The organism is Pseudoxanthomonas sp. USHLN014 (assembly GCF_037153335.1).
Classification (GTDB): domain Bacteria; phylum Pseudomonadota; class Gammaproteobacteria; order Xanthomonadales; family Xanthomonadaceae; genus Pseudoxanthomonas_A; species Pseudoxanthomonas_A winnipegensis.
The window spans coordinates 386,162-407,932 of the sequence record NZ_JBBCKO010000003.1; the positions used below are offsets into that span (position 1 = coordinate 386,162).

Below are 21,771 nucleotides of genomic sequence, written 5' to 3' on the forward strand. Positions count from 1 at the left end.
GCCGCGCCACCCGGCATCGAGGGCGCCAGTGTGCGACCGGGTTGCCGGCGATGCAAGCGGACTTCTCCGCCCCCTTCATCCCGCCGTCGGCCCGTGCCCCGGCGTAAAGAGAATTCATGAGCGACAAGCCTCTTACCGACGTCACCTTCAACTCCTTTCCCCTGCATCCGGACCTGCTGGCCGGGCTGGAAGCGGCCGGTTTCTCCCGCTGCACGCCGATCCAGGCGCTGACCCTGCCGGTGGCGCTGGCCGGGCGCGACGTGGCCGGCCAGGCCCAGACCGGCACCGGCAAGACGCTGGCCTTCCTGGTGGCGGTGATGAACCGCCTGCTGACCCGGCCGGCCCTGGCCGACCGCAAGCCCGAGGATCCGCGCGCGCTGATCATGGCGCCCACCCGCGAGCTGGCCATCCAGATCCACAAGGACGCGGTCAAGTTCGGCTCGTCGCTGGGCCTGCGCTTCGCGCTGGTCTACGGCGGGGTGGACTACGACAAGCAGCGCGAGCTGCTGCAGCAGGGCGTGGACATCATCATCGCCACCCCGGGCCGCCTGATCGACTACGTCAAGCAGCACAAGGTCGTGTCCCTGCATGCCTGCGAGGTGTGCGTGATGGACGAGGCCGACCGCATGTTCGACCTGGGCTTCATCAAGGACATCCGCTTCCTGCTGCGGCGCATGCCCGAGCGCACCACGCGCCAGACGCTGCTGTTCAGCGCCACGCTCAGCCACCGCGTGCTGGAGCTGGCCTACGAGCACATGAACGAGCCGGAGAAGCTGGTCGTCGAGGCCGAGACGGTCACCGCCGCGCGCGTGCGCCAGCGCATGTACCTGCCGGCCGACGACGAGAAGATCCCGCTGCTGCTGGGCCTGCTGTCGCGCAGCGAGGGCGCGCGCACCATGGTGTTCGTCAACACCAAGGCCTTCGTCGAGCGCGTGGCCCGGGCGCTGGAGCGCGCCGGCTACCGCGTCGGCGTGCTGTCCGGCGATGTGCCGCAGAAGAAGCGCGAGACCCTGCTCAAGCGCTTCCAGGCCGGCCAGCTCGAGCTGCTGGTCGCCACCGACGTGGCCGCGCGCGGCCTGCACATCGACGGCGTCAGCCACGTCTACAACTACGACCTGCCGTTCGACGCCGAGGACTACGTGCACCGCATCGGGCGCACCGCGCGCCTGGGCGCCGAGGGCGACGCGATCAGCTTCGCCTGCGAGCGCTATGCGATGAGCCTGCCGGACATCGAGGCCTACATCGAGCAGAAGATCCCGGTCGAGCCGGTCACCGCCGAGCTGCTGACCGCGCTGCCGCGCCCCGAGCGCGCGCCGCTGCCGCCGGGCGAGGAGGGCGAGGAAGCCGAGAGCGTCAGCGCGATCTTCCGCGAGGCGCGCGAGCAGAAGGCCGCCGACGAGGCGCGCCGCGGTGGCGGGCGCTCCGGCTCCGGCGGCGGTGGGCGCAGCGGTCCGCGTGAGGGCGGCCGCTCCGGCACCCGCGATGGCGCCGGCAGCCGCGGCCCGCGTCCGCCGCGCCGTCCGCGCAGCGAGCCGGTGGCAGGCGAGGCGGCCGTTGCGCCGGTCGCCGACACGCCGCTGGCCGAGGCGCCCAGCGCCGTGCCTGCCGCTGTCGCAGACGTCGAGGCGCCGCACGATCCGAACGCGCCGCAGGGCGAGAAGCGCCCGCGCAAGCGCCGTCGTCGCCGCCACGGCCGTCCGGTCGAAGGCGCCGAAGGCGCGACGCAGCCCTCGGCCGGCTCCGGCAACGCTGCCGCTGGCCCGCGCGCGCCGCGCGCCAAGCCCGAGCCGTCGGCCGCCGCGCCGGTCGCCAAGGCCAAGCCGGCCCCGGCCGCCGCGTCGTCCGCCGGCAACGACTCGTTCCTGACCCGCCTGGGCCGCAAGATCAAGTCGCTGGTCGGCGGCTGACGCGAGAGGAACGCGGGTGGAGCAGCGCGCAGCGCATCGGCGCTGCGACCGCTTCGCCGCCGCGCGTTCCTCGCTCCGCTTCCCGCTCCACGGGTCGCGCACTCGTTCTTCGCGTCGCGCGGGCATAATCGCGCCATGACCGTCCTGCGCTTCGAAAACGTCAGCAAGCTCTATCCCGGGGGCCACGAGGCCTTGTCCGATGTCAGCTTCGAGGTGGGCGAGGGCGAGATGCTGTTCGTCACCGGCCACTCCGGCGCCGGCAAGAGCACGCTGCTGCGGCTGGTGCACCTGAGCGAGCGGCCCAGCCGCGGCGCGGTGGTGTTCGACGGGCGCAACCTGCTCAAGGTGCGCGGCCGCCAGATCCCGCTGCACCGGCGCCATGTCGGCGCGGTGCATCAGGACCATCGCCTGCTCACCGACCGCACCGTGGCCGAGAACGTGGCCCTGCCGCTGATCCTGCGCGGCGACCGCCGCGGCGACATCGGCAAGCGCGTGCGCGAGGTGCTGACCCGCCTGGGCCTGGGCCATCGCGAGCGCGCGCTGCCGACCCAGCTCTCGGCCGGCGAGCAGCAGCGCGTGGGCATCGCCCGGGCGATCGTGTCCGAGCCGCGCCTGCTGGTCGCCGACGAACCGACCGGCAACCTCGACCCAACCCTGGCCGCGGAGATCATGTCGCTGTTCGCCTCCATGCCCGAGCGCGGCACCTCGGTGCTGGTGGTCAGCCACGACCTGGCGCTGATCAAGCGCATGCGCAAGCGCGTGCTGATCCTGGACCACGGCCGGCTGATGGACGACATCAGCCCCGACGACCTGGCCGAGTGACTGACATGATGTCCGCAAGTTCCGTAGGGGGGCGCGCATGAGCGACGAACCGGGCCCGAAGATCGAACCCAACCGCCGCGTCGACGGCCCGCGCTCGGGCGTGGGCATCTGGCTGGACCAGCACCTGTACAGCTTCGTCTCCAGCCTGGGCCGCGCGCTGCGCCGGCCCTGGTCCACGGCCCTGACCATCGGCGTGATGGCGGTGGCCCTGGCCCTGCCGCTGGGCCTGTGGCTGGCGCTGGGCAACGTGCAGCACTTCGCCGGCAGCGTGCAGGCCTCGCGCCAGGTGGACGTGTTCCTCAAGCGCGACACCTCGCCCGAGCGCGCCCGCGCGCTGGCCGACGAGGTCCGTGCGCGCCCGGACGTGGCCCGCGTGGACCTGCGCACGCCCGAGCAGGGCCTGGCCGACTTCCGCAAGCTCAGCGGGCTGGACGCGGCCATCGATGCGCTGGACGAGAACCCGCTGCCGGCGCAGCTGGTGGTGATCCCCAGCGGCGACGACGCGCCGCTGGCCCAGGCCCTGGAGCAGCTGCCCGAGGCCGACGTGGTCCAGCACGACGCGGTCTGGCGCCAGCGCCTGGACGGCTGGCTGCGCTTCGGCACGCGCCTGGTGTGGGTGCTGGCGGCGCTGTTCGGCCTGGGCGCGGCGCTGGTGGTGGGCAACACCGTGCGCCTGGACATCCAGTCGCGGCGCGAGGAGATCGGCGTGCTGCAGCTGCTGGGCGCCAGCGACGGCTTCATCCGTCGGCCCTTTATCTATCTGGGCGCCTGGTACGGCCTGGGCGCCGGGGTGCTGGCGCTGGGCCTGGTGCTGGTGGCCGGGGCCGCCCTGCGCGCGCCCCTGGAGGCGCTGGCGCAGAGCTATGGCAGCCGCTTCGCGCTGGACGGGCTGGACCCGGCGCGCGCCGGTCTGGTATTGGTGGCGGCCTTGATCATCGGCTGGTTGGGGGCCTGGTGGGTGACCGGGCACTACCTGCGCCAGACCCGCCCGACCGACACCTGACCGCCCCCGCGCTTATGGCCCCCCAAGACTTGCGGCACCTGATCAGCGACGCGCCACGGGTCATGGTGGTGGACGGCTCCAAGATGGTGCGCAAGCTGATCGCCGATGTGCTCAAGCGCGACCTGCCGCAGGTCGAGGTGGTCGGCTGCGCGACCCTGGCCGAGGCGCGCGAGGCGCTGGCCAAGGGGCCGGTCGACCTGGTCACCACCGCGCTGTCGCTCAAGAGCGGCAGCGGCCTGGAGGTGGCGCGCGCGGTGCGCGAATCCGCCGGCCAGGCCTATGTGCCGGTGATCGTGGTCTCCGGCGAGGCGCAGCAGCACCTGGAGGAGCGCCGCTTCACCGAATTCGTCACCGACTATTTCGACAAGGCGCTGGGCCACGAGGCGCTGGCCGCCTTCATCCACGGCTACGTGCAGCCCGAGCCGGTGCCCGGCTCGACCGTGCTCTATGTCGAGGACAGCCGCGTGGTGGCCGAGACCACCACGCGCATGCTCGAGCGGCATGGACTTAAGGTGGTCCACGTGCTGCGCGCCGAGGATGCCTTCGGCCTGCTGACCGCCGAGTCGCTGGGCCTGTCCGATATCCGCTTCGACGTGGTGCTGACCGACGTGACCCTGAAGGGCGAGCTGAGCGGGGTGGACATCGTCCAGCGCGTGCGCGTGGATTTCGGCTACGGCAAGCGGCGCCTGCCCATCCTGGTGATGACCGGCGACAGCAACCGCGACAACCAGGCCGAGCTGCTGCGCGACGGCGCCAACGACCTGGTGCTCAAGCCGATCGAGGAACGCCTGCTGGTGACCAAGGTGCTGTTCCAGCTGCGGCTGGCGCGCATGGCCGGCGGGCGCGTGGACGCATGAGCGCGATGGACGATGTGGTTTTCATCGACGGGCTGCGGACGCAGGCCTTGATCGGCGTGTACGACTTCGAGCGGACCGGCCCGCAGCCGCTGGTGTTCGACGTGGAGATGACCATGGACACGCGCGCGGCCGGAAGCAGCGATGCGCTGGGCGACACGGTCGATTACGCGGTGGTGGCGCAGACCATCGAGCAGCTCTGCGCCGGCTCGGCCTTCGCGCTGGTCGAGGCGCTGGCCGAGACCATCGCCGCGCAGCTGCTGCGCGCGTTTCCGATCCGCACCGTCGCCCTGCGCGTGACCAAGCCGCAGGCCGTGCCGGCTGCGCGCGGCGTGGGCGTGCGCATCGTGCGCCACGCCGCATGAAGACCCATCGTTACGTGCTGCTGCTCGGCACCAGCCTGGCCTCGCCGCTGGTGCTGGAGCGGGCGATCGAATCGCTGGCGGTCGAGGGCCTGATCGAGGCGGCCTCGCGCCGGGTCAGCGGGCCCAGCATCAGCGCCGGCGATTCGCGCCATTTCCACAACCAGGCCGTGGTGCTGGCCACCGCGCTGACGCGCGAGGCGCTACCGGCGCGGCTCAAGCAGATCGAGGCCGCGCTGGGCCGCACGCCGAATGCGGCCGACTGCGTAATCGACATCGACCTGGCCTGCGAATGCGACGGCCACGGCATCGTGCTGTGGCGCGACGACCGCAAGTTGGGCCATGCGCTGTTCCTGGACCTGATGCAGGACGTGCTGGATCAGCTGCGCGGCTCCCACCTGTAGAGCGGAGCTCGCTCCGCTGGGGCTTTCGCGATGATCCGGCCGAAGCGCAGCGGAGCAAGCTCCGCTCTACGACGCGACGACCGCAAGCTGGGCCATGCGCTGTTCCTGGACCTGATGCAGGACGTGCTGGATCAGCTGCGCGGCTCCCCCCTGTAGAGCGGAGCTCGCTCCGCTGGGGCTTTCCCGATGATCCGGCCGAAGAGCAGCGGAGCAAGCTCCGCTCTACAACGAGGTGGCGATTTGGTCCGGGAGACGGTTGCTCCCACGTTTCGCGCTACACGAACACCGAGCGCCCGCCGTCGATCGCCACCACCTGGCCGTTGATGTAGGCGTTGCCGTCCAGCAGCCAGCGCACCGCCGAGACGATGTCCTCCGGCGCGCCCTGGCGCTGCAGCGGCACGCGCTCGCGCAGCAGGGCCTCGGTCTCGGCCTTGGTCGGGTTCTCCGACCACAGGATGTTGCCGGGCGCGATCGCGTTGACCCGCACCCGCGGGCCCAGTTCGCGCGCCAGCGACTGGGTCATCATCACCAGCGCGGCCTTGGCCATGCAGTACAGCGTGTGTTCCGGCAGCGGGCGCTGGGCATAGATGTCGGCGATGCTCACGATCGCCCCGCCGCTGGCCGCCAGATGCGGCGCGGCCGCCTGGGAGAGGAAGAACGGCGCGCGCGCGTTGGAGGCGAACAGCGCGTCCCACTGCGCCGGCGTGGCCGTACCGATCGGCGTGGCGTAGTAGGCCGAGGCGTTGTTGACCAGGGCGTCGAGCCGGCCGAAACGCCGCACGGTGTCTTCGACCAGCGCCGGCAGCCGCTCGGTGTCGGCCAGCTCGGCCTGCAGCATCAGCGTGCTGCCCGGGCGCGCGGCTTCCAGCTCATCGACCAGCGCCTGCATCTGCGGCGCCGAGGCGCGGTAGTGCAGGCCCAGCGCGTAGCCGTCGGCGTGCAGGGCGCGGGCGATGGCCGCGCCGATGCGCTTGGCGGCACCGGTGATCAGGGCGACGCGGGGTTGGTCGGACATGGCGGTCATCGCGGCGAGGACGAACCGCGATTGTGGCATCGCCGGCCGCCGCGCCGGACTGCCGCGCGCACCGCCGGCATTGCTTGACGCCGGTCATGGTTTGCGGGCATGTTGCCGAAGAACCCTGTCGCGACCGCTTTCCGCTGGCTGCAAGGGCATCGGAACGGAGCGAATGGACTGGGCGAAGTATCGGACTTCCACGTTTGACGAGCTGATCCAGGCCGATGGCCAGCCGCGCCCCGCCGCGCGTCGGCTGGTCGAGTACCTGGAGGGGCTTTCGGGGCGCGAACTGGCCGAGCGCCAGCTGGCCGCCGACGTCACCGCCCGGGTCATGGGCATCACCTTCACCGTCTATTCCGATGGCCGCAACGTCGACCGCACGCTGCCCTTCGACCTGATCCCGCGCATCATCCCGCGCCGCGAGTGGGAGGTCACCGAAGCCGGCCTCAAGCAGCGCATGCAGGCGCTGAACCTGTTCATCGGCGACATCTACGGCAAGCAGCAGATCGTCAAGGACAAGGTGTTCCCGGCGATGCTGCTGGCCGACTCGGTCAACTTCCGTCCGCAGTGCGTGGGCATCACCCCGCCGTTGGGCGTGTGGGCGCACATCTGCGGCTCGGACCTGGTGCGCGATGCCGACGGCACGCTGTACGCGCTGGAGGACAACCTGCGCATCCCCTCCGGCGTGAGCTACATGCTGGAGAACCGCATGGTAGCCAAGCGCGTGTTCCCGGAGCTGTTCGAGACCAGCTCGATCCTGCCGGTGGACGAATACCCCAGCCAGCTCTACGAGACCCTGGCCGCGCTGTCGCCGCGCCCGGGCGATGCGCCGGTGATCGCGCTGCTGACACCGGGCGTGTTCAACAGCGCCTACTTCGAACACGCCTATCTGGCCCAGGCCATGGGCATCGAGCTGGTCGAGGGTTCGGACCTGTTCGTCGCCGACGACGACTGCACCTACATGCGCACCGTATACGGCCCGCAGCGCGTGGACGTGATCTACCGGCGCGTGGACGATCTGTTCATCGATCCGGAGGTGTTCCACCCGGATTCGATGCTGGGCGTGCCGGGCCTGATCCGCAGCTGGCGCGCCGGCAAGGTGGCGCTGGCCAATGCCCCGGGCGCCGGCGTGGCCGACGACAAGGTGGTCTTCGCCTACGTGCCCAAGATGATCAAGTACTACCTGGACCAGGAACCGATCCTGCCCAACGTGCCCAGCTATCTGTGCCACGACGATGCCGATCGCAAGTACGTGCTCGAGCACCTGGACCAGCTGGTGGTCAAGCCGGCCAACGAGTCCGGCGGCTACGGCATGCTGATCGGCCCGCGCGCCAGCAGCGCCGAGCGCGAGAAGTTCCGCGGGCTGATCCAGGACGATCCACGCAACTACATGGCCCAGCCCACGCTCAACCTGTCCACCGCGCCGATCGTCACCGACGAAGGCCCCTCGCCGCGACACCTGGACCTGCGCCCCTTCATCCTCTCGCGCCAGGACACCTACGTGACCACCGGCGGATTGACGCGCGTGGCGATGACGCCCGGCTCGCTGGTGGTCAATTCCTCGCAGGGCGGCGGCGCCAAGGACACCTGGGTGGTCGACGAGGAGGGGGACGCCTGATGCTCTCGCGCGTCGCAGACAACCTGTACTGGTTCAGCCGCTACATCCGCCGCGCGGAGAACACCGCGCGCCTGGTTGGCGTGGGCAGCATGCTGCAGCTGGACCTGCCACGCTCGGTGCGCTTCACCTGGCGGCCGATGATCGACACCGTCGGCGCCGGCGAGGTGTTCAACGCGCTGCATCCCGATGCCGGCACCGATGTGGCCGATGCCGAGGTGGTGCGCTTTTTGCTGCTGGACGAGCTCAATCCGTCCTCGCTGCGCGTCACCCTGACCCAGGCGCGCGAGATCCTGCGCGGCATCCGCGATGCGCTGCCGCAGGAGGTGTGGGAGGCGGTCAACGACCTGCACCTGTACGTGGGCGCCAGCGGCGAGCGCGCGCTGCAGCGGCGCTACCGCGAGGAGTTCATCAACCGCACCGTCGATGGCTGCCTGAAGGTCTCCGGCCTGCTGTCGGCCAACGTCAGCCGCGACATCGGCTACCAGTTCCTGCGCCTGGGCACCGGGATCGAACAGGCCGACATGACCACGCGCATCATCGATGCCGGCGCCTCGGGCCTGATCACGCCGCGCACCGAGGAAGACCGCGAGGCCTTCCGCAACATGCAGTGGATGGCGGTGCTGCGCTCGCTGGCGGCGTATCAGATGTATCGCCGCCATATCCGCCAGCGCGTCACCGGCGAGCATGCGCTGCGCTTCCTGCTGCAGAACACCGAATTCCCGCGCAGCGTGCAGTTCTGCCTGACCCGCGCCCAGCACGTGCTGCCGACCATGCCGCCGCGCCCGAGCGTGGACCGTCATCTCAACCGCGTGGTCGGCATGACCCGCAACGCCGACCCGGTGTGGCTGGCCGCGCAGAATCCGGCCGCTTTCATGGACGATATCCAGACGCGCCTGAGCGATCTGCATCAGGCCATCGTCGAGGGTTACTTCTACAACTGAGGAGTGAATGCAGCGCCGAGTGCGCTGCCTCGACTCTCTTCGCTACGCTTACTGCTGCCCGGCCTCGTCGCCCGGATCCAGCCGCGCCGCCATGCGCCGCGGCGGGGCGGTGACCGGCGCGGGGCCGCGTTCCTCGGCCTCGTCGCCTGCGCGCGGCGGCTCCCAGGGGAAGCGCGGCAGCGTGCGCACCGCGTTTTCCAGCTTGCGCGACCAGGTGTCGTGGATCTCGGCGTACAGCGGCGTGTCGGCTTCCAGGCGCAGTTGCTGGCTGATCCGCAGATCGCCGGCGCGGATGATCGCCATGTCCAGCGGCATGCCCACCGACAGATTGGAGCGGATGGTCGAATCCAGCGAGACCAGCGCGCAGCGCGCCGCGTCCTCCAGCGTGGTGCCGGGGCGCAGGATGCGGTCCAGGATCGGCTTGCCGTACTTGGACTCGCCGATCTGCAGATAGGGCGTCTCGGGCGAGGTGGCGATGCAGTTGCCCAGCGGATAGACCATGTACAGGCCCGGGCGCTCGCCGGCGATCTGCCCGCCCAGCACCAGCGTGGACTGCACGCTGACGCCGCTCTGCTGGGCCTGGTCGGTCACCGCGGCCTGGCTGGCCACCAGCACCTCGCCCACGTACTCGGCCACCTCGAACAGATGCTTGAACGTGCGCAGGCTGCGCGTGCAGTCCGGATCCTCGGCGTCGCGCTTGAGCCGCGAGATGGTCAGCTGGGTCGTGGCCAGGTTGCCGGCCGAGAGCAGCACGAACACCCGGTCGCCCGGGTACTCGAACACATGCATCTTGCGGTAGACGCGCACATCGTCGAACGATGCGCTAGTGCGGGTGTCCGCTGCGAAGACCAGGCCTTCGTCCACTTCGATGCCGACGCAATAGGTCATGGGGAAACCGGGGAAATAGGCTTCACGATCATAGGCAGCCCCGCCGGTGCTGGCTAGGGCCGCGCGGTGGTTGCACGAGGAACCAGTGCGTTTCATGCGCAGGTCGCGGTCTTCACGGGCATCTCCACGCCTGATGCGACGGGCGATCGCCTCGATCTGCGTCGACGCAGGCGCCCATCCGCCGTTGCGCTTCGCAGTCAGCAACGTCAAGACAGCACCGTGACGGATGCGCGCCTGTGCCCGGAGCGCACCCCCAGCAACGGCCGGGTCGCAGGCGGACGAACTGCGGACAGCATCGGCCCGCGTGTGGGCGAGCCCTCAGGACCGGGCAGGTACCATGACCGATCTCTCCCATCAGGCCCTCCCCTTCCGCATGACCGACCTGCCGACGCCCGATGCCGACGCCCTGGCGCACAGTGAGCAGCTGGCCGCGCTGATCCGCGGCGAAATCGCCGCTTCCGGCGGTTCGATCCCGTTCTCGCGCTTCATGGAGCGCTGCTTGTACACGCCGGGGCTGGGCTATTACAGCGCCGGGGCGGCCAAGTTCGGCGAGGCCGGCGACTTCGTCACCGGGCCGGAGCTGGGGCCGCTGTTCGCCGCGGCCGTGTCCGGGGCGCTGGCGCCGGTGCTGCAGCAGCTGGGGCCGCAGGCCTGCTTCCTGGAGATCGGCGGCGGCAGTGGCGCGTTCGCCGAGGTCATGCTCAAGCGCCTGCTGCAGCTGGACGCGATGCCGGACAAGTACTGGATCCTGGAGCCCAGCGCCGACCTGCGCCAGCGCCAGCGCGAACGCCTGGGCAAGCGCCTGATCCCGCCGGTATTCGACTGCGTGGAATGGCTGGACGGTCCGCCGGGCGAGGACTGGAACGGCGTGGTGTTCGCCAACGAGGTGATTGATGCGCTGCCCACGCCGCGCTTCGTGCTGCGCGAGGGCGAGGTGTTCGAGGAGCACGTGGCGCTGGACGGGCAGGGCGCCTTCGTCACCACCGACCGGCCGGCCGATCCGCTGCTGGCCGCGGCGGTGCGTCACGTGGAGCGCTATCGCGATGTGCTGTTCGAGGACGGCTACCGCTCCGAGCTGCTGCCGCAGCTGCCGTACTGGGTGCAGGCGGTGATCGGCGGCCTGAAGTCCGGCGCGATGCTGTTCTGCGACTACGGCTATCCGCGCAAGGAGTACTACCTGGACCAGCGCAGCAGCGGCACGCTGCGGGCGTTCTACCGGCATCGCATGCATGGCGATGTCTTCCGCTGGCCGGGCTTGCAGGACCTGACCGCGTCGGTGGACTTCACCGCGCTGGCCGAGGCCGGCACCGGGGCCGGCTTCGAACTGGCCGGCTATGCCACGCAGGCCGGCTTCCTGCTCGGCAACGGCCTGATGGACCGCCTGGCCGAGGCCGAGGCGCAGGCCGACGAGGCCGGCGCGCTGCGCCTGCGCAATGCGTTCAAGAAGCTCACCCTGCCCAACGAGATGGGCGAGCGCTTCCAGTGCATGGGCTTCGCGCGCGACTGCAACTTCGACGCGGCCTTCCTCACCGGCGATCTGACGTGGCGCCTGTGAGCGCGCCGGCCCTGAAGCCGCTGCGCTGGCCGGCCTTCTGGGTCGGCCTGTGGGTGTTGGCGATGGCGGTGGTGGTGACCACCTGCCTGCTGCCGGGCGATGACATTCCCCAGGTCGCGCCGGGCGTAGACAAGCTGCAGCATGCGAGCGCGTTCTTCGTGCTGGGCGTGTGCGCGGTGCAGCTGTTCGCGACGAGGCGCGCGCTGCTGCGCGCCGGGGCTGGCCTGGTGATGCTGGGGGTGCTGATCGAGTTCCTGCAGGGCTGGTTCACCGTCGATCGCACGCCAGATGCCTTCGATGCGCTGGCCGATGCGCTGGGCGTGGCGCTGGGCCTGCTCGTCGCCAGGACGCCGGCGCGCGATCTGCTGCTGCGCTTGTTCCCGCGCCGCTAACTAAAAAGCAAAGCGCGGTGAGAGCCTCCACGGTGGCGATGAGGCTTTCCCGGGAAAGCCCCTCGCCGCCATGGCGGCTCCCACCTGTAGAGCGGAGCTTGCTCCGCTGCTCTTCGTGCGGTTCGTGGGGAAGACCCCAGCGGAGCAAGCTCCGCTCTACAGGCGAGATTTTGGGCACAGTCGCTCCCGCCGCACCGTTGCCTCGGCGGTTTGGAGACCCTACAGGGCGAAGGGCTCGCCCGGAGCTCGCTTCGCCGCGACGTCAGCGCCGCCGCCTTAAGGCGCGGCGGGCTGCAGCGTGATCCGATCCAGCACCCACATCTCGGGACGCGTGTCGCCGGTGAAGTAGACGCACAGGTCGGCCTTGGCCGGCGCGTTGGTCAGCGGCGCCTCCAGGGTCAGGAAGCCGTCGGCCGCCGGCGCCTTGGGCAGCGGCAGGCTGGCCAGGGTCGGGCCGTCGCAGCCGTTGCGGATCACCAGCTCGCCGTAGGGTGTCTTGGCCGGCTTGAACTTGCGCTTGGACTCATCGTGGGCCAGCTCGAAGAAGTACGGCATGCGCCCGGCGCGCACCGTCACCTTGCCGATGCCGCTCAACGGCGCGCCCTTCCACAGCCAGCACGGGTTGAAGATGTCCACGTTGAAGACCGCGCGTGCGCCTTCGCGCGGGCCGTCGTCCTCCAGCCGCAGCATCAGCTGGTCGGTGCACATGGCCAACTGCTCGTCGCTGCGCGTGCGCAGAGCCTCGGTGGTCAGCCCCAGCACGGTCGGCGGCGCCAGCGGCTTGCCGTCGAAGAACACCGCCGCCTGCACGGTGGTCGGCACCGGCACGGTCAACGGCACGGTATAGGCCGGCGAGTCGGCCGCCGGCACGCTGCCGTCCAGGGTGTAGCGGATGTCGGGATAGCCCAGCGGGTCGGACAGGGCCACCGTGGCCTGGGTGCCAGCGTCGTTGGCCTGGGTGTCGAACAGCACCTGGAACGGCGTGCGCGCGTAGCCGATGTGCAGCGCGCGGTAATGCGCCAGCAGGTTGGGCAGGCGCGCCTTGAAGTCTTCGAAGTTGCGGCTGGCCTGCGGCGACCAGGCGACCTCGGCCAGCGCGGCCAGGCGCGGGAACACCGCGTGTTCGACGCGCGCGAAGTTGTGCATGTGCTCGGTCCAGACATTGGCCTGCACGCCGATGATGTGCTGGCGCTGGCTGGCGTCCAGCTCGGCCGGCACCGGGTCGAAGGCGTACAGCTTCTGCAGCGGGATCTGCAGCGGCCGGCCCGGCGGCTCGGCCGGCGAGGCGGTCTGCAGGTAGTCCAGGTACAGGTGCGAAGCCGGGGTCATGACCACGTCGTGGCCCTTGCGCGCCGCTTCGATGCCGCCCTCGGTGCCGCGCCAGGACATCACCGCCGCGCCCTCGGGCAGCGGGCCGCCCAGCAGGATCTCGTCCCAGCCGATGATGCGCTTGCCGTGCTGGGCCAGCCAGGTGCCCAGGCGATCGATCATCCAGCCCTGCAGGGCTTCCTCGTCCTTCAGGCCCAGCTGCTTGATGCGCGCCTGCATGTGCTTGGAGGCCTTCCAGCGATCCTTGACCGCCTCGTCGCCGCCGATGTGGAAGAAGGTGCCCGGGAACAGCGGCAGCATCTCGCCCAGCACGTTCTCCAGGAAGGTCAGCGTGGCCTCATCGGCATTGAACAGGTTGGGATACACGCCCGCGCCGTTGGCCACCTGCAGCTGCGGCCGGTCCACGCCCAGCTCCGGATACGCGGCGATGGCGGCGGTGGCGTGGCCGGGGATGTCGATCTCCGGCACCACGGTGATGTGGCGCTTGGCGGCGTAGCGCACCACCGCGCGGATCTGCTCCTTGGTGTAGAAGGCGCATTCCTGGATCGGCTGACCGTCCTCGCCCACGCCCGCCTCGCCCAGCGGGATGCGGCAGCCGCCGACCTGGGTCAGCAGCGGGTACTGGTCGATCTGGATGCGCCAGCCCTGGTCGTCGGCCAGGTGCCAGTGGAAGGTGTTGAGCTTGTGCACCGCCATCGCATCGAGCAGGCGTTCGACCTCTTCCACGCTCTGGAAATGGCGCACCGAATCGAGCATCAGCCCGCGCCACTTCAGCCGCGGCGCATCGGTGATATCCACCGCGGCCAGGCCGGTGGCGCCCTTGCCGGCCGGCAGCAGCTGCCACAGGCTGACGCCGCCATAGAACAGACCGGCGCCGTCGGCGGCGCGGATGCTGATGCGCTCGGGCGTGACCTGCAGGCGGTAGCCCTCGGCCGGGCCGGCGGCCGGATCGAGCACGAACTGGATCGGGGCCTGCGCCGCCTCGCCTTCCTCGGCCAGTTCCAGCGCCGGGCCGCCGCTGTTGTGCAGCAGGTCGATGAACTGCTCGGCCGCCTGGCGCGCGGGCTCGCCCTGCGCCCCGACCCGCATGCCGGCGGCCAGGGCGAAGCGGCCCTGGCCGGCCACGGCCGACTGCGGGGCGGGAATCAGCGGCAGCGGCGCGGCCAGCGCGGCAGGCGCGACCACGGACAGCAGCAGGGCGGCGGCGCGCAGGACAGGACCAAGACGGCGGGGCAGGGACATCTTCTGAACACCTCGTGCGTGACATGGGACCGCGCCGGGGCGCGATCCGCCGAAAAATGAACGGGCCCGGACATGTCCGGGCCCGTTCAAGGGTCAAGCATGCAACAACTTGGCGCCGATCAGAACTTGGCGCGCAGGTTGAGGTAGTACTGGCGCCCGTTGGAGTACACCGCGTAGGGCAGGAAGCCCACCGTGCTGTCGGTGTAGTACTTGGCCTTGGGGTTGTTGAGGTTCAGGCCGTCCAGGCTGAGCGAGAGGTGGTCATTGAACTTCCAGCCCAGCGAGGCCGACAGCGTGCCGAAGTCGTCCTGGTAGAACGGCGTGGCGCGGCTGGCGCCGGCGTAGAAGCTGTCGCGGTAGCTCCAGGACACGCGCGCGCTGAAGATGTCGTTCTCGAAGTAGCCGGCCACGTTGTAGGTGTTCTTCGAGGTGCCGAACATCGGCGTGCCGGTGTCGGTGTCGCCATCGGTGTAGGTGTAGTTGATGCTGGTACCGAAGTGCTCGCCGATCGGCTGCTGGTAGGTCAGCTCCACGCCCTTGACCTTGGCGTCGGTGTTGACCGGCACGGTGACCTGGTAGTTGGCGTAGACGTCGGTGCCCTGGTCGAAGCTGGCCTGCTGGTCCTTGTACTGGATGGTCTGCGAGCCGCCCACGTCGATGTAGTCCTTCATCTTCATGTAGAAGGCGCTGGCGGCCAGCAGGCCGCGCGGCATGAAGTACCACTCCAGGGAGAGGTCGAAGTTGGTCGACACCAGCGGCTTGAGGTAGGGGTTGCCGCCGCTGCCGGTGTGGGTCAGGTCATCCAGCGACAGCGAGCCGGCCAGCGCCGAGTAATCCGGGCGGGTCAGGGTCTTGGACGCGGCCACGCGGCCGACCAGGTCGTCGCTGAAGTCGAACTTGAAGTTCGCGCTGGGCAGCAGCTTGCTGTAGCTGTTCTTGGCCTCGATCGGCAGGTAGGCGCCGAAGGCCGAGCCGGTGATCGCGCCCGGGATGGTGGCGGCCACGCCCTGGTTGTAGCGCACCGTGCTGGAGGTGCTGACATAGCGCACGCCGATGTTGCCGCTCCAGCGCTCACCCTCGAAGTTGCCCTGCAGGTAGACCGCGCCGTTGTTTTCCTTCACGCCGTAGACGTTCTGCCAGTTGAAGCGCGTCACCGGATCTCGGTTGGCGTAGGCGGCGTCGATCGCGGCCAGCTGGCCCGGCGTGTAGTACCAGATGCCGCTCGGCAGGTTACCTCCGATGCCGTCGCCGAAGTCGCTCGGGTAGGAACCGCCGGTGGTCGGCAGCGCCGACAGCGGCGGCATGCCGTTGAGCGGGCCCTGGCCAATATCGAAGTCGTTGTGGCGCTCGTGCTCGGTGTAGCGCACGCCGAAGTCCAGCGAGCTGAACACGCCCTCGGTGTTGGTCCAGCTGCTGTCGGCGGCGAACCAGTTTTCCTTGTCCTTCACTTCGATGCCCTGGTCACCGAAGATCCAGCCGGCCGACGGCACCTGGGTGGTCGGCGTGTTGCCGGTGCCCAGCGAGGCGTCGATGACGCTGCCGATGCCGTGCATCTGCCAGCCGACGGTGCCGCCGGTGGGCGAGATGCCGGTTTCCAGCACGTTTTGATGCGGGCTCTTGCCCACGCCGTGGCTGCTGCCGGCCTCGAACTTCACCGCCACGCTGTCGTTGACGTGCCAGTCGGCGTTGAGCGCGACGTAGTTGGTCGAGGACTCGGCGCCCGGACGCGAGATCATGTCGTACACGCCGTACGGGGTGGTGCCGTTGGGGGTGTAGCTGGCGCTGGTCAGCACGCCGTTGTTGACGGTGTAGCTGTCCGGCGTCTGGGCGCCGACGAACTGGCTGCCCCAGATCATAAAGTTGCGGTTGTAGTTGTCCGCCTTCATCTTCGAGTAGAAGCCGTTGAGGTCGAAGGTCAGGTCGTCGGAGGCCTTGAACTGCAGGTCGACCGTGCCGCCCTGGCGCTCGCGCTCCTGGGTGAACAGCGTGGCGCCGATCAGGTTGGGATACAGCACGCTCTGGCCGCCGACCGTGGCGGTGCCGTAGCCGCCGACCACTTCCTGGCCATCGCGGCGCAGGCTGCGTTTCTCGTAGAAGGGCTGGACCAGGATGCCGAAGGTGTCGGCGTCGTTCTTCCAGTTGAGCAGGCCGCTGAACTGCGGCTTGGTGTCGCCCGGCAGGTCGGAGTAGACCGCGCCGAAGGAGCCTTCCAGGGTCAGCGGCTTGTCGAAGTTCAGCGGCTTGCGGGTGATGATGTCGACCGAACCGGCCGCGCCGCCCTCGACCAGCTTGGCCTCGGAGGACTTGTGCACCACGACCTGGTCGACGATCTCGGAGGGCAGCAGGGAGTAGCTGACGCTGCGGCCAACGGTCTGCACCTGCGAGAGCACGAACCAGTCGCCGGTGGCGATGCCGTGGCCGTTGAGGGTGGTCTGGGTCAGGCTGGGGCTGGTGCCGCGCAGGGACACGCGGTCGGCTTCGTCGAAGGCGCCTTCGCTGGCCGAGGACGAGGCGATGTTCACGCCCGGCAGTTCGCGCAGGGTATCGGCCACGTTCTTGGCGGGCAGCTTGCCGATGTCCTCGGCGCTGACGGCTTCCACGTGCGAGCTGGCGTCGCGCTTGGTGTTGAGCGATTGCTCCAGGCTGCCGCGGATGCCGACGACCTTGACGGTGTCCAGGTCGGTGGCGGTCTGGCTGCTGTCGGTCTGCTGGGCCTGAGCGGCGAAGCTCAGACTGGTCAGGATGGCCACGCTGAGGAGGGATTTCTTGCAGGTCATGATGCTTCCCCGGTCTAGAAGTTGGGTTGTGGCAGTGGGCTGCCAGGCCTTACATCGGTGCGGTGCGAAAAACGAGCAGTGTTCAAGGACGACAAGGTGATGCGGATGCCGAATGTCCCGTCCAGCGCGATCGCCAAAGGGCGGCGTGCGAGGACGTCAGTGCGGTTGTTGTGTCTGGCCGAGGTACCAGTTGGCGGCGCCCAGGACGCCCAGCTGCCCGTGCTCGACCAGTCGCACGGGAATGCGCTCCAGCGCCGCTCGCATCGGCCCCTTGTTGAGGAAGCGTTCGACGAAGCTGCTCTGCAGCAGGAACTCGCGGATGCGCGGCAGGATGCCGCCGGCCAGGTAGACCCCGCCGGTGATGCCGTACAGCAGGGCCATGTCGCCCACCGTGCTGCCCAGCAGGCCGCAGAACACCTCCAGCGCCTCGCGCGCCAGCGGGTCGTGGCCGGCCGCGGCGGTGACCGCGTTGGGCGCGAAATGCTCGGGCGCCACGCCGCGCACCTCGCACAGCGTGCGGTAGAGGTTGAGCAGGCCGGGGCCGGACAGGGCGTGCTCGACCGGCACGTGCGGCTGCTTCTTCAGCATCTGCGCCAGCAGGCGCATCTCCAGCTCGGTGCCCACGCTCAGCGCGGCCTGGCCGGCTTCGGTGGCCAGCACGGTGGCGCTGCGTCCGGTCGGGATCCATACCGCGCCGCCCAGGCCGGTGCCGGGGCCGAGCACCAGCGTCGGCCCGCGCTCGGACACGGTGGCCGGGCCGGTCAGGCGCAGCACTTCCTGGTCGCCGACCAGCGCGGCGGCATAGGCCACGGCCTCGAAGTCGTTGACCAGGCGCAGATCGTCCAGGCCCAGCGTGCCCTGGATCTCGCGCGGGGACAGGCGCCAGGGCAGGTTGGCGGTGATCACCGTGCCGTCTTCCAGCGGGAAGCCGGCGCTGGCGATCACGCCCCGGCGCACGCGCGGGCCGTCCAGGCCATCGAGGAAGTTGCCGATGATCTCGGCCAGCCCGCCGTAATCGGCGCAGGCGTACTTGCGGTAGCTGAGGATCTCGACCGGCTGCAGGTCGTGTCCGGTCGGCCGGACCAGCCCCAAGCGCACATGCGTGCCGCCCACGTCGGCGGCGATGAAGGGCGCGGCCGTGGTCATGGCAGTTCCGAATGATGGGTTGGCTTGGCCAGGCACGTCCGATTCCCGAGAGGTACGACCCTGTCGATGCGTCCCCCGCCATCGACCGTGAATCGAGTCTGATTCGGCGTTGACAACGTTGTCAACAGGGCGTCAACGAAATCTGCTGGGCGCCGGCCGGGGTCGGCGTGGGCTGTAAACGGTTGCGGAAGGCGGGGTGGCATGCAGGTTCTCTCTCAAGTCGTTGATTGGAATGAGGTACGGGACGGCGAGGGTTGGTGGTAAAGGCGGTGGGGTCGTTTTGGTTGTGCGCGATCCTGGGCGTAAACCGGTCGGGGGAAATTGGTATCTGGGTCGTCTTATGACAACGATAGGCTTCTGATGACTCGCCGACGAAGATGGCGCGCTGTTCCGCGGTGCGAGAATCTCCTGAAAATGCCTATAAATAAGCCTTTTATCATCGTTGTCAGCGCGCGGAACTAGGCTTGCGCGCGATCGTTTTCACCAATGTTTCAGGGATGTTGACAAAACATTTTTAATACCATATCAATGCTGCAACGCGATTGGTATGCATACCAATGTCGCGTCGCAGCAGGGGTTTGAACAGGTCCGGGCGTCCTTGGGGAAGGGTGGGCGCGGACGCCGGTGCGCCATGCGCGGGCCGGTTCAGATGGCGTCGAAGCAGTGGTCGAGCGGTGGAGCCTGGCAGCGGGCGCCATCCCGGCACGGCGCGCCTCGCTGCGGTCTCTCGTCGTCACACCGCCATCCAATCCAAAGGACTCGCCCGTGCGCCGTACTCCGACCTCTCTCGCAATTTCCCTGCTGGCCGCCGCGATCGGGGCCAGTCTTTTCCACGCCTCGGCCCAGGCGCAGGACGCCGCCGGCGCCGATCCGGGCGCCGCCAAGACGCTCGATGCGGTCTCGGTGACCGGTTCGTTCCAGAAGAGCCTGGAAACGGCGCTGGACGCCAAGCGCGCCGACACGCGCATGACCGACGGCATCTCGTCCCAGGACATCGGCAAGTTCCCAGCCGAGAACATCGCCGAGGCCATCCAGCGCATTCCCGGCGTGCAGATCTCCAGCATCAACGGCCGCGGTTCGACCATCAGCATCCGCGGCCTGGGCTCGCAGTACGCGGCCACTACCATCAACGGTCAGGCGATCAAGAGCGCCAACTTCACCGACGGTTTCCGCTACGACATCATCCAGCCCGAGGTGGCCGCCTCGATCGAGGTGATCAAGTCGCCGACCGCGGACATGGACGCCGGCGGCCTGTCGGGCACGGTCAACATCAACACCACCAAGCCGCTGGACTACAAGGAGCGCAAGGTGCTGGTGTCGGCCAAGGAGCAGTACGCCGAATTCGCCGGCGGCGCGCCCACGCCCAAGGTGGTGGGCACCTACATCGACCAGTTCAAGATGGGCGACGGCGGCGAGCTGGGCGTGTTCCTCAGCGCCGGCTACCAGAAGCTCAAGGACCGCGCCGACTATCTGTGGATCGACCGCTGGTTCACCCAGGACACGCCGGAGGGCACGCTCTACATTCCACGTCGCCCGCGCTATCGCTCGATCCTGCGCGAGACCGACCGCAAGATGTTCAGCGGCGGCCTGCAGTGGAAGGTCAACGACCAGTTCGAGACCAGCCTGACCACGCTGTACTCGCAGGACAAGACCGACAACGACATGAGTCAGCTGGTCTATTCCTTCGACCGCAACTACCTGACCGTGCTGCAGACCCAGGGCCTGACCGCGACCCGGGTGTCGGCGTCCAACTACTGGCTGGAGAACAACTGCCAGCTCGAGCGCCACGACCTCAGCACCCAGCTGACCACCTGGGACGCCAAGTGGAAGGGCGAGGCCTGGACCTTCTCCGGCGCGGCCAACTACACCGAGGGCAAGACCGACGAGGACGAGCGCGCGGCGATCCTGGGCCGCCTGCCGACCTCGACCATCTTCGATTCCTCCAACCCCGATGCGATCTCGCTGGTCACCGACGCCGACCTGACCGACACCAGCGCCTGGGACAAGCGCAACCTGGTGCGCGACGAGTATCCCAACGGCGCGATCCGCAAGATGCAGAACAAGGAGTGGTCGCTGCAGCTCGACGCCGAGCGCTACCTGGGCCTAGGCGCGCTGGACTCTGTGAAGTTCGGCACCAAGTACCGCCGCGAGACCCTGGACCGCGACATCTACCGCAAGGACTTCCTGTACCTGGTCAACTCCGGCGCGGTGAGCGGCTACGGCATGTTCCCCGAGCTGTCGGCCGCCTACGTCAACCTGCGCAACTACATGGACGGCAACCTGGCCTCGCAGACCGACTGGGTGGCGCCGGACGTCAACGCCTACGCCGCCGCGCTCAAGGCCGCCGGCATCACCGTGCCGGTGCTGTACGCGCCGCAGAGCAGCTACAACATCGCCAACAACATCTTCTCGGCCTACGCCCTGGCGCGCATCGATACGGACCTGGGCAGCATGCGCCTGCGCGGCAACGTCGGCGTGCGCTACGAGGACACCCGTCGCAACACCAAGACCTATCTGACCCAGGCCTCGGAGTTCAGCGAGGACGCCAACGACATCGTCGGCACGGCCAAGGCGCCGTACGACTATCACAACTGGCTGCCGAGCCTGAACCTGGTGCTGGACCTGCGCGAGGACCTGCTGCTGCGCTTCGCCGCGGCCAAGGTGCTGGTGCGCCCGATCCTGACCAGCAACACCAACATCGCCACCACCATCTCCACCGGCAGCGACACCGGCGGCCGCAACTATGTCTTCGTCAACGAAGGCCAGACCGACCTGAAGGCGCTGACCGCCGATCAGGCCGACCTGTCGCTGGAGTGGTACTACGGCAGCGGCGGCGGCCTGACCCTGGCCGGCTTCTGGAAGAACGTCAAGAACGGCACCTACAACACCATCGGCTGTCCGACCAGCTTCAACGGGACCGCGCTGTCCACCAACGCCAGCGGCGACTGCGTGGCCGCCAACGGCACCGTCTACGAGGTCACCTCGACGCTCAACGATCCGAGCAAGGTCAAGATCAAGGGCTACGAGCTGGGCTGGACGCAGTCGCTGGATGCCTGGCTGCCGATCGAGGGCTTCGGCCTGACCGCCAACTACACCCGCGTCATCCCGCAGCGCGATACGCAGTTCAAGATCCGCAACCTGTCGGAGAAGACCTGGAACTTCACCGGCTACTGGGAGAACGACACGTTCTCCGCGCGCGTCTCGCTCAACCACCGCAGCCAGTACGACCAGGACGCCAGCGACAGCTTCTTCGCCCGCGAGGGCCACACCATGGAGGCGCGCACCCAGCTCGACGCGGTGCTGGGCTACCAGGTCAACGACAAGCTGAGCTTCCAGCTGGGCGGTCTGAACCTGACCGACGAGAAGGAACAGGCGTACAAGGACATCGCCAGCCGCTGGCAGATGACCGGCGTGACCGGGCGCAGCTACTACCTGTCGATGACCTGGGAGCTCTGACCCACGGCGGCGTCGTGGGGTCCGATCCGGGCCGCCGTAGGCGGCGGCCCCTCAGCCAGG

The 21,771-nt window shown here is 69.1% G+C and carries 17 protein-coding genes; 12 read left to right on the forward strand and 5 right to left on the reverse strand.

Going from position 1 to position 21,771, the window contains the following annotated elements; translation table 11 throughout:
• Positions 1-116: 116 nt before the first annotated feature.
• The 7 genes from rhlB (at position 117) to WFQ05_RS08695 (ending at position 5,508) form a co-directional block, all read left to right on the forward strand.
• A complete protein-coding gene (gene rhlB, locus WFQ05_RS08665; protein WP_337053477.1) occupies positions 117-1,907 on the forward strand; it encodes an ATP-dependent RNA helicase RhlB in 1,791 nt (596 codons plus the stop codon).
• 135 nt (positions 1,908-2,042) lie between these two features.
• Complete coding sequence (gene ftsE / locus WFQ05_RS08670; RefSeq protein ID WP_130521682.1) at positions 2,043-2,729, forward strand: cell division ATP-binding protein FtsE; 687 nt, start codon at positions 2,043-2,045, stop codon at positions 2,727-2,729.
• Positions 2,730-2,766: 37 nt separating this feature from the next.
• Positions 2,767-3,732 (forward strand): permease-like cell division protein FtsX, encoded by a 966-nt coding sequence (gene ftsX / locus WFQ05_RS08675; RefSeq protein ID WP_130532362.1) that lies wholly within the window; start codon positions 2,767-2,769, stop codon positions 3,730-3,732.
• Positions 3,733-3,746: 14 nt separating this feature from the next.
• Complete coding sequence (locus WFQ05_RS08680) at positions 3,747-4,589, forward strand: response regulator (protein WP_130521684.1); 843 nt, start codon at positions 3,747-3,749, stop codon at positions 4,587-4,589.
• A 5-nt stretch (positions 4,590-4,594) separates the two neighbouring features.
• A complete protein-coding gene (folB, locus tag WFQ05_RS08685; protein WP_130525206.1) occupies positions 4,595-4,951 on the forward strand; it encodes a dihydroneopterin aldolase in 357 nt (118 codons plus the stop codon).
• Positions 4,948-5,352 carry a 2-amino-4-hydroxy-6-hydroxymethyldihydropteridine diphosphokinase gene (locus WFQ05_RS08690; RefSeq protein ID WP_286575696.1) on the forward strand — a complete coding sequence of 135 codons (405 nt, stop codon included), beginning with the start codon at positions 4,948-4,950 and terminating at the stop codon, positions 5,350-5,352. Before folB ends, WFQ05_RS08690 begins: the two co-directional genes overlap by 4 nt.
• A gap of 30 nt (positions 5,353-5,382) precedes the next feature.
• On the forward strand, positions 5,383-5,508 hold the full coding sequence (locus WFQ05_RS08695; protein WP_337053479.1) for a hypothetical protein: 126 nt from the start codon (positions 5,383-5,385) through the stop codon (positions 5,506-5,508).
• A 118-nt stretch (positions 5,509-5,626) separates the two neighbouring features.
• Here the strand turns inward: WFQ05_RS08695 and WFQ05_RS08700 are convergent, their stop codons facing one another.
• Positions 5,627-6,367 (reverse strand): pteridine reductase, encoded by a 741-nt coding sequence (locus WFQ05_RS08700; protein ID WP_130535424.1) that lies wholly within the window; start codon positions 6,365-6,367, stop codon positions 5,627-5,629.
• A 172-nt stretch (positions 6,368-6,539) separates the two neighbouring features.
• Between WFQ05_RS08700 and WFQ05_RS08705 the strand changes: the two genes are divergently transcribed.
• Complete coding sequence (locus WFQ05_RS08705) at positions 6,540-7,985, forward strand: circularly permuted type 2 ATP-grasp protein (protein ID WP_306995176.1); 1,446 nt, start codon at positions 6,540-6,542, stop codon at positions 7,983-7,985.
• Positions 7,985-8,926: an alpha-E domain-containing protein gene (locus WFQ05_RS08710; protein ID WP_130521688.1), complete on the forward strand. Its 942-nt coding sequence runs from the start codon at positions 7,985-7,987 to the stop codon at positions 8,924-8,926. Before WFQ05_RS08705 ends, WFQ05_RS08710 begins: the two co-directional genes overlap by 1 nt.
• A gap of 48 nt (positions 8,927-8,974) precedes the next feature.
• On the opposite strand, the gene WFQ05_RS08715 is transcribed toward WFQ05_RS08710, so the two are convergent.
• The gene (locus WFQ05_RS08715; protein WP_130525202.1) at positions 8,975-9,814 is read right to left on the reverse strand and encodes a 20S proteasome subunit A/B; all 840 of its coding nucleotides are present in this window, start codon (positions 9,812-9,814) and stop codon (positions 8,975-8,977) included.
• 373 nt (positions 9,815-10,187) lie between these two features.
• On the opposite strand from WFQ05_RS08715, the gene WFQ05_RS08720 reads away from it, so the two are divergent.
• A complete protein-coding gene (locus WFQ05_RS08720; RefSeq protein WP_337053573.1) occupies positions 10,188-11,369 on the forward strand; it encodes an SAM-dependent methyltransferase in 1,182 nt (393 codons plus the stop codon).
• Positions 11,357-11,761 (forward strand): VanZ family protein, encoded by a 405-nt coding sequence (locus WFQ05_RS08725; protein ID WP_130521691.1) that lies wholly within the window; start codon positions 11,357-11,359, stop codon positions 11,759-11,761. The genes WFQ05_RS08720 and WFQ05_RS08725 overlap by 13 nt, the downstream gene beginning before the upstream one ends.
• 276 nt (positions 11,762-12,037) lie before the next feature.
• Here the strand turns inward: WFQ05_RS08725 and WFQ05_RS08730 are convergent, their stop codons facing one another.
• From WFQ05_RS08730 to WFQ05_RS08740, 3 genes are all read right to left on the reverse strand, one after another.
• Positions 12,038-14,332 carry a family 20 glycosylhydrolase gene (locus tag WFQ05_RS08730; protein WP_337053480.1) on the reverse strand — a complete coding sequence of 765 codons (2,295 nt, stop codon included), beginning with the start codon at positions 14,330-14,332 and terminating at the stop codon, positions 12,038-12,040.
• 119 nt (positions 14,333-14,451) lie between these two features.
• Positions 14,452-17,109 (reverse strand): TonB-dependent receptor, encoded by a 2,658-nt coding sequence (locus WFQ05_RS08735; RefSeq protein WP_130525199.1) that lies wholly within the window; start codon positions 17,107-17,109, stop codon positions 14,452-14,454.
• 156 nt (positions 17,110-17,265) lie between these two features.
• The gene (locus WFQ05_RS08740; RefSeq protein WP_306995183.1) at positions 17,266-18,291 is read right to left on the reverse strand and encodes a glucokinase; all 1,026 of its coding nucleotides are present in this window, start codon (positions 18,289-18,291) and stop codon (positions 17,266-17,268) included.
• Positions 18,292-19,047: 756 nt separating this feature from the next.
• Here WFQ05_RS08740 and WFQ05_RS08745 point away from each other — a divergent pair.
• Positions 19,048-21,711, forward strand: a complete 2,664-nt coding sequence (locus WFQ05_RS08745) for a TonB-dependent receptor (protein WP_337053574.1) — start codon at positions 19,048-19,050, stop codon at positions 21,709-21,711.
• The last annotated feature ends 60 nt before the right edge of the window (positions 21,712-21,771 follow it).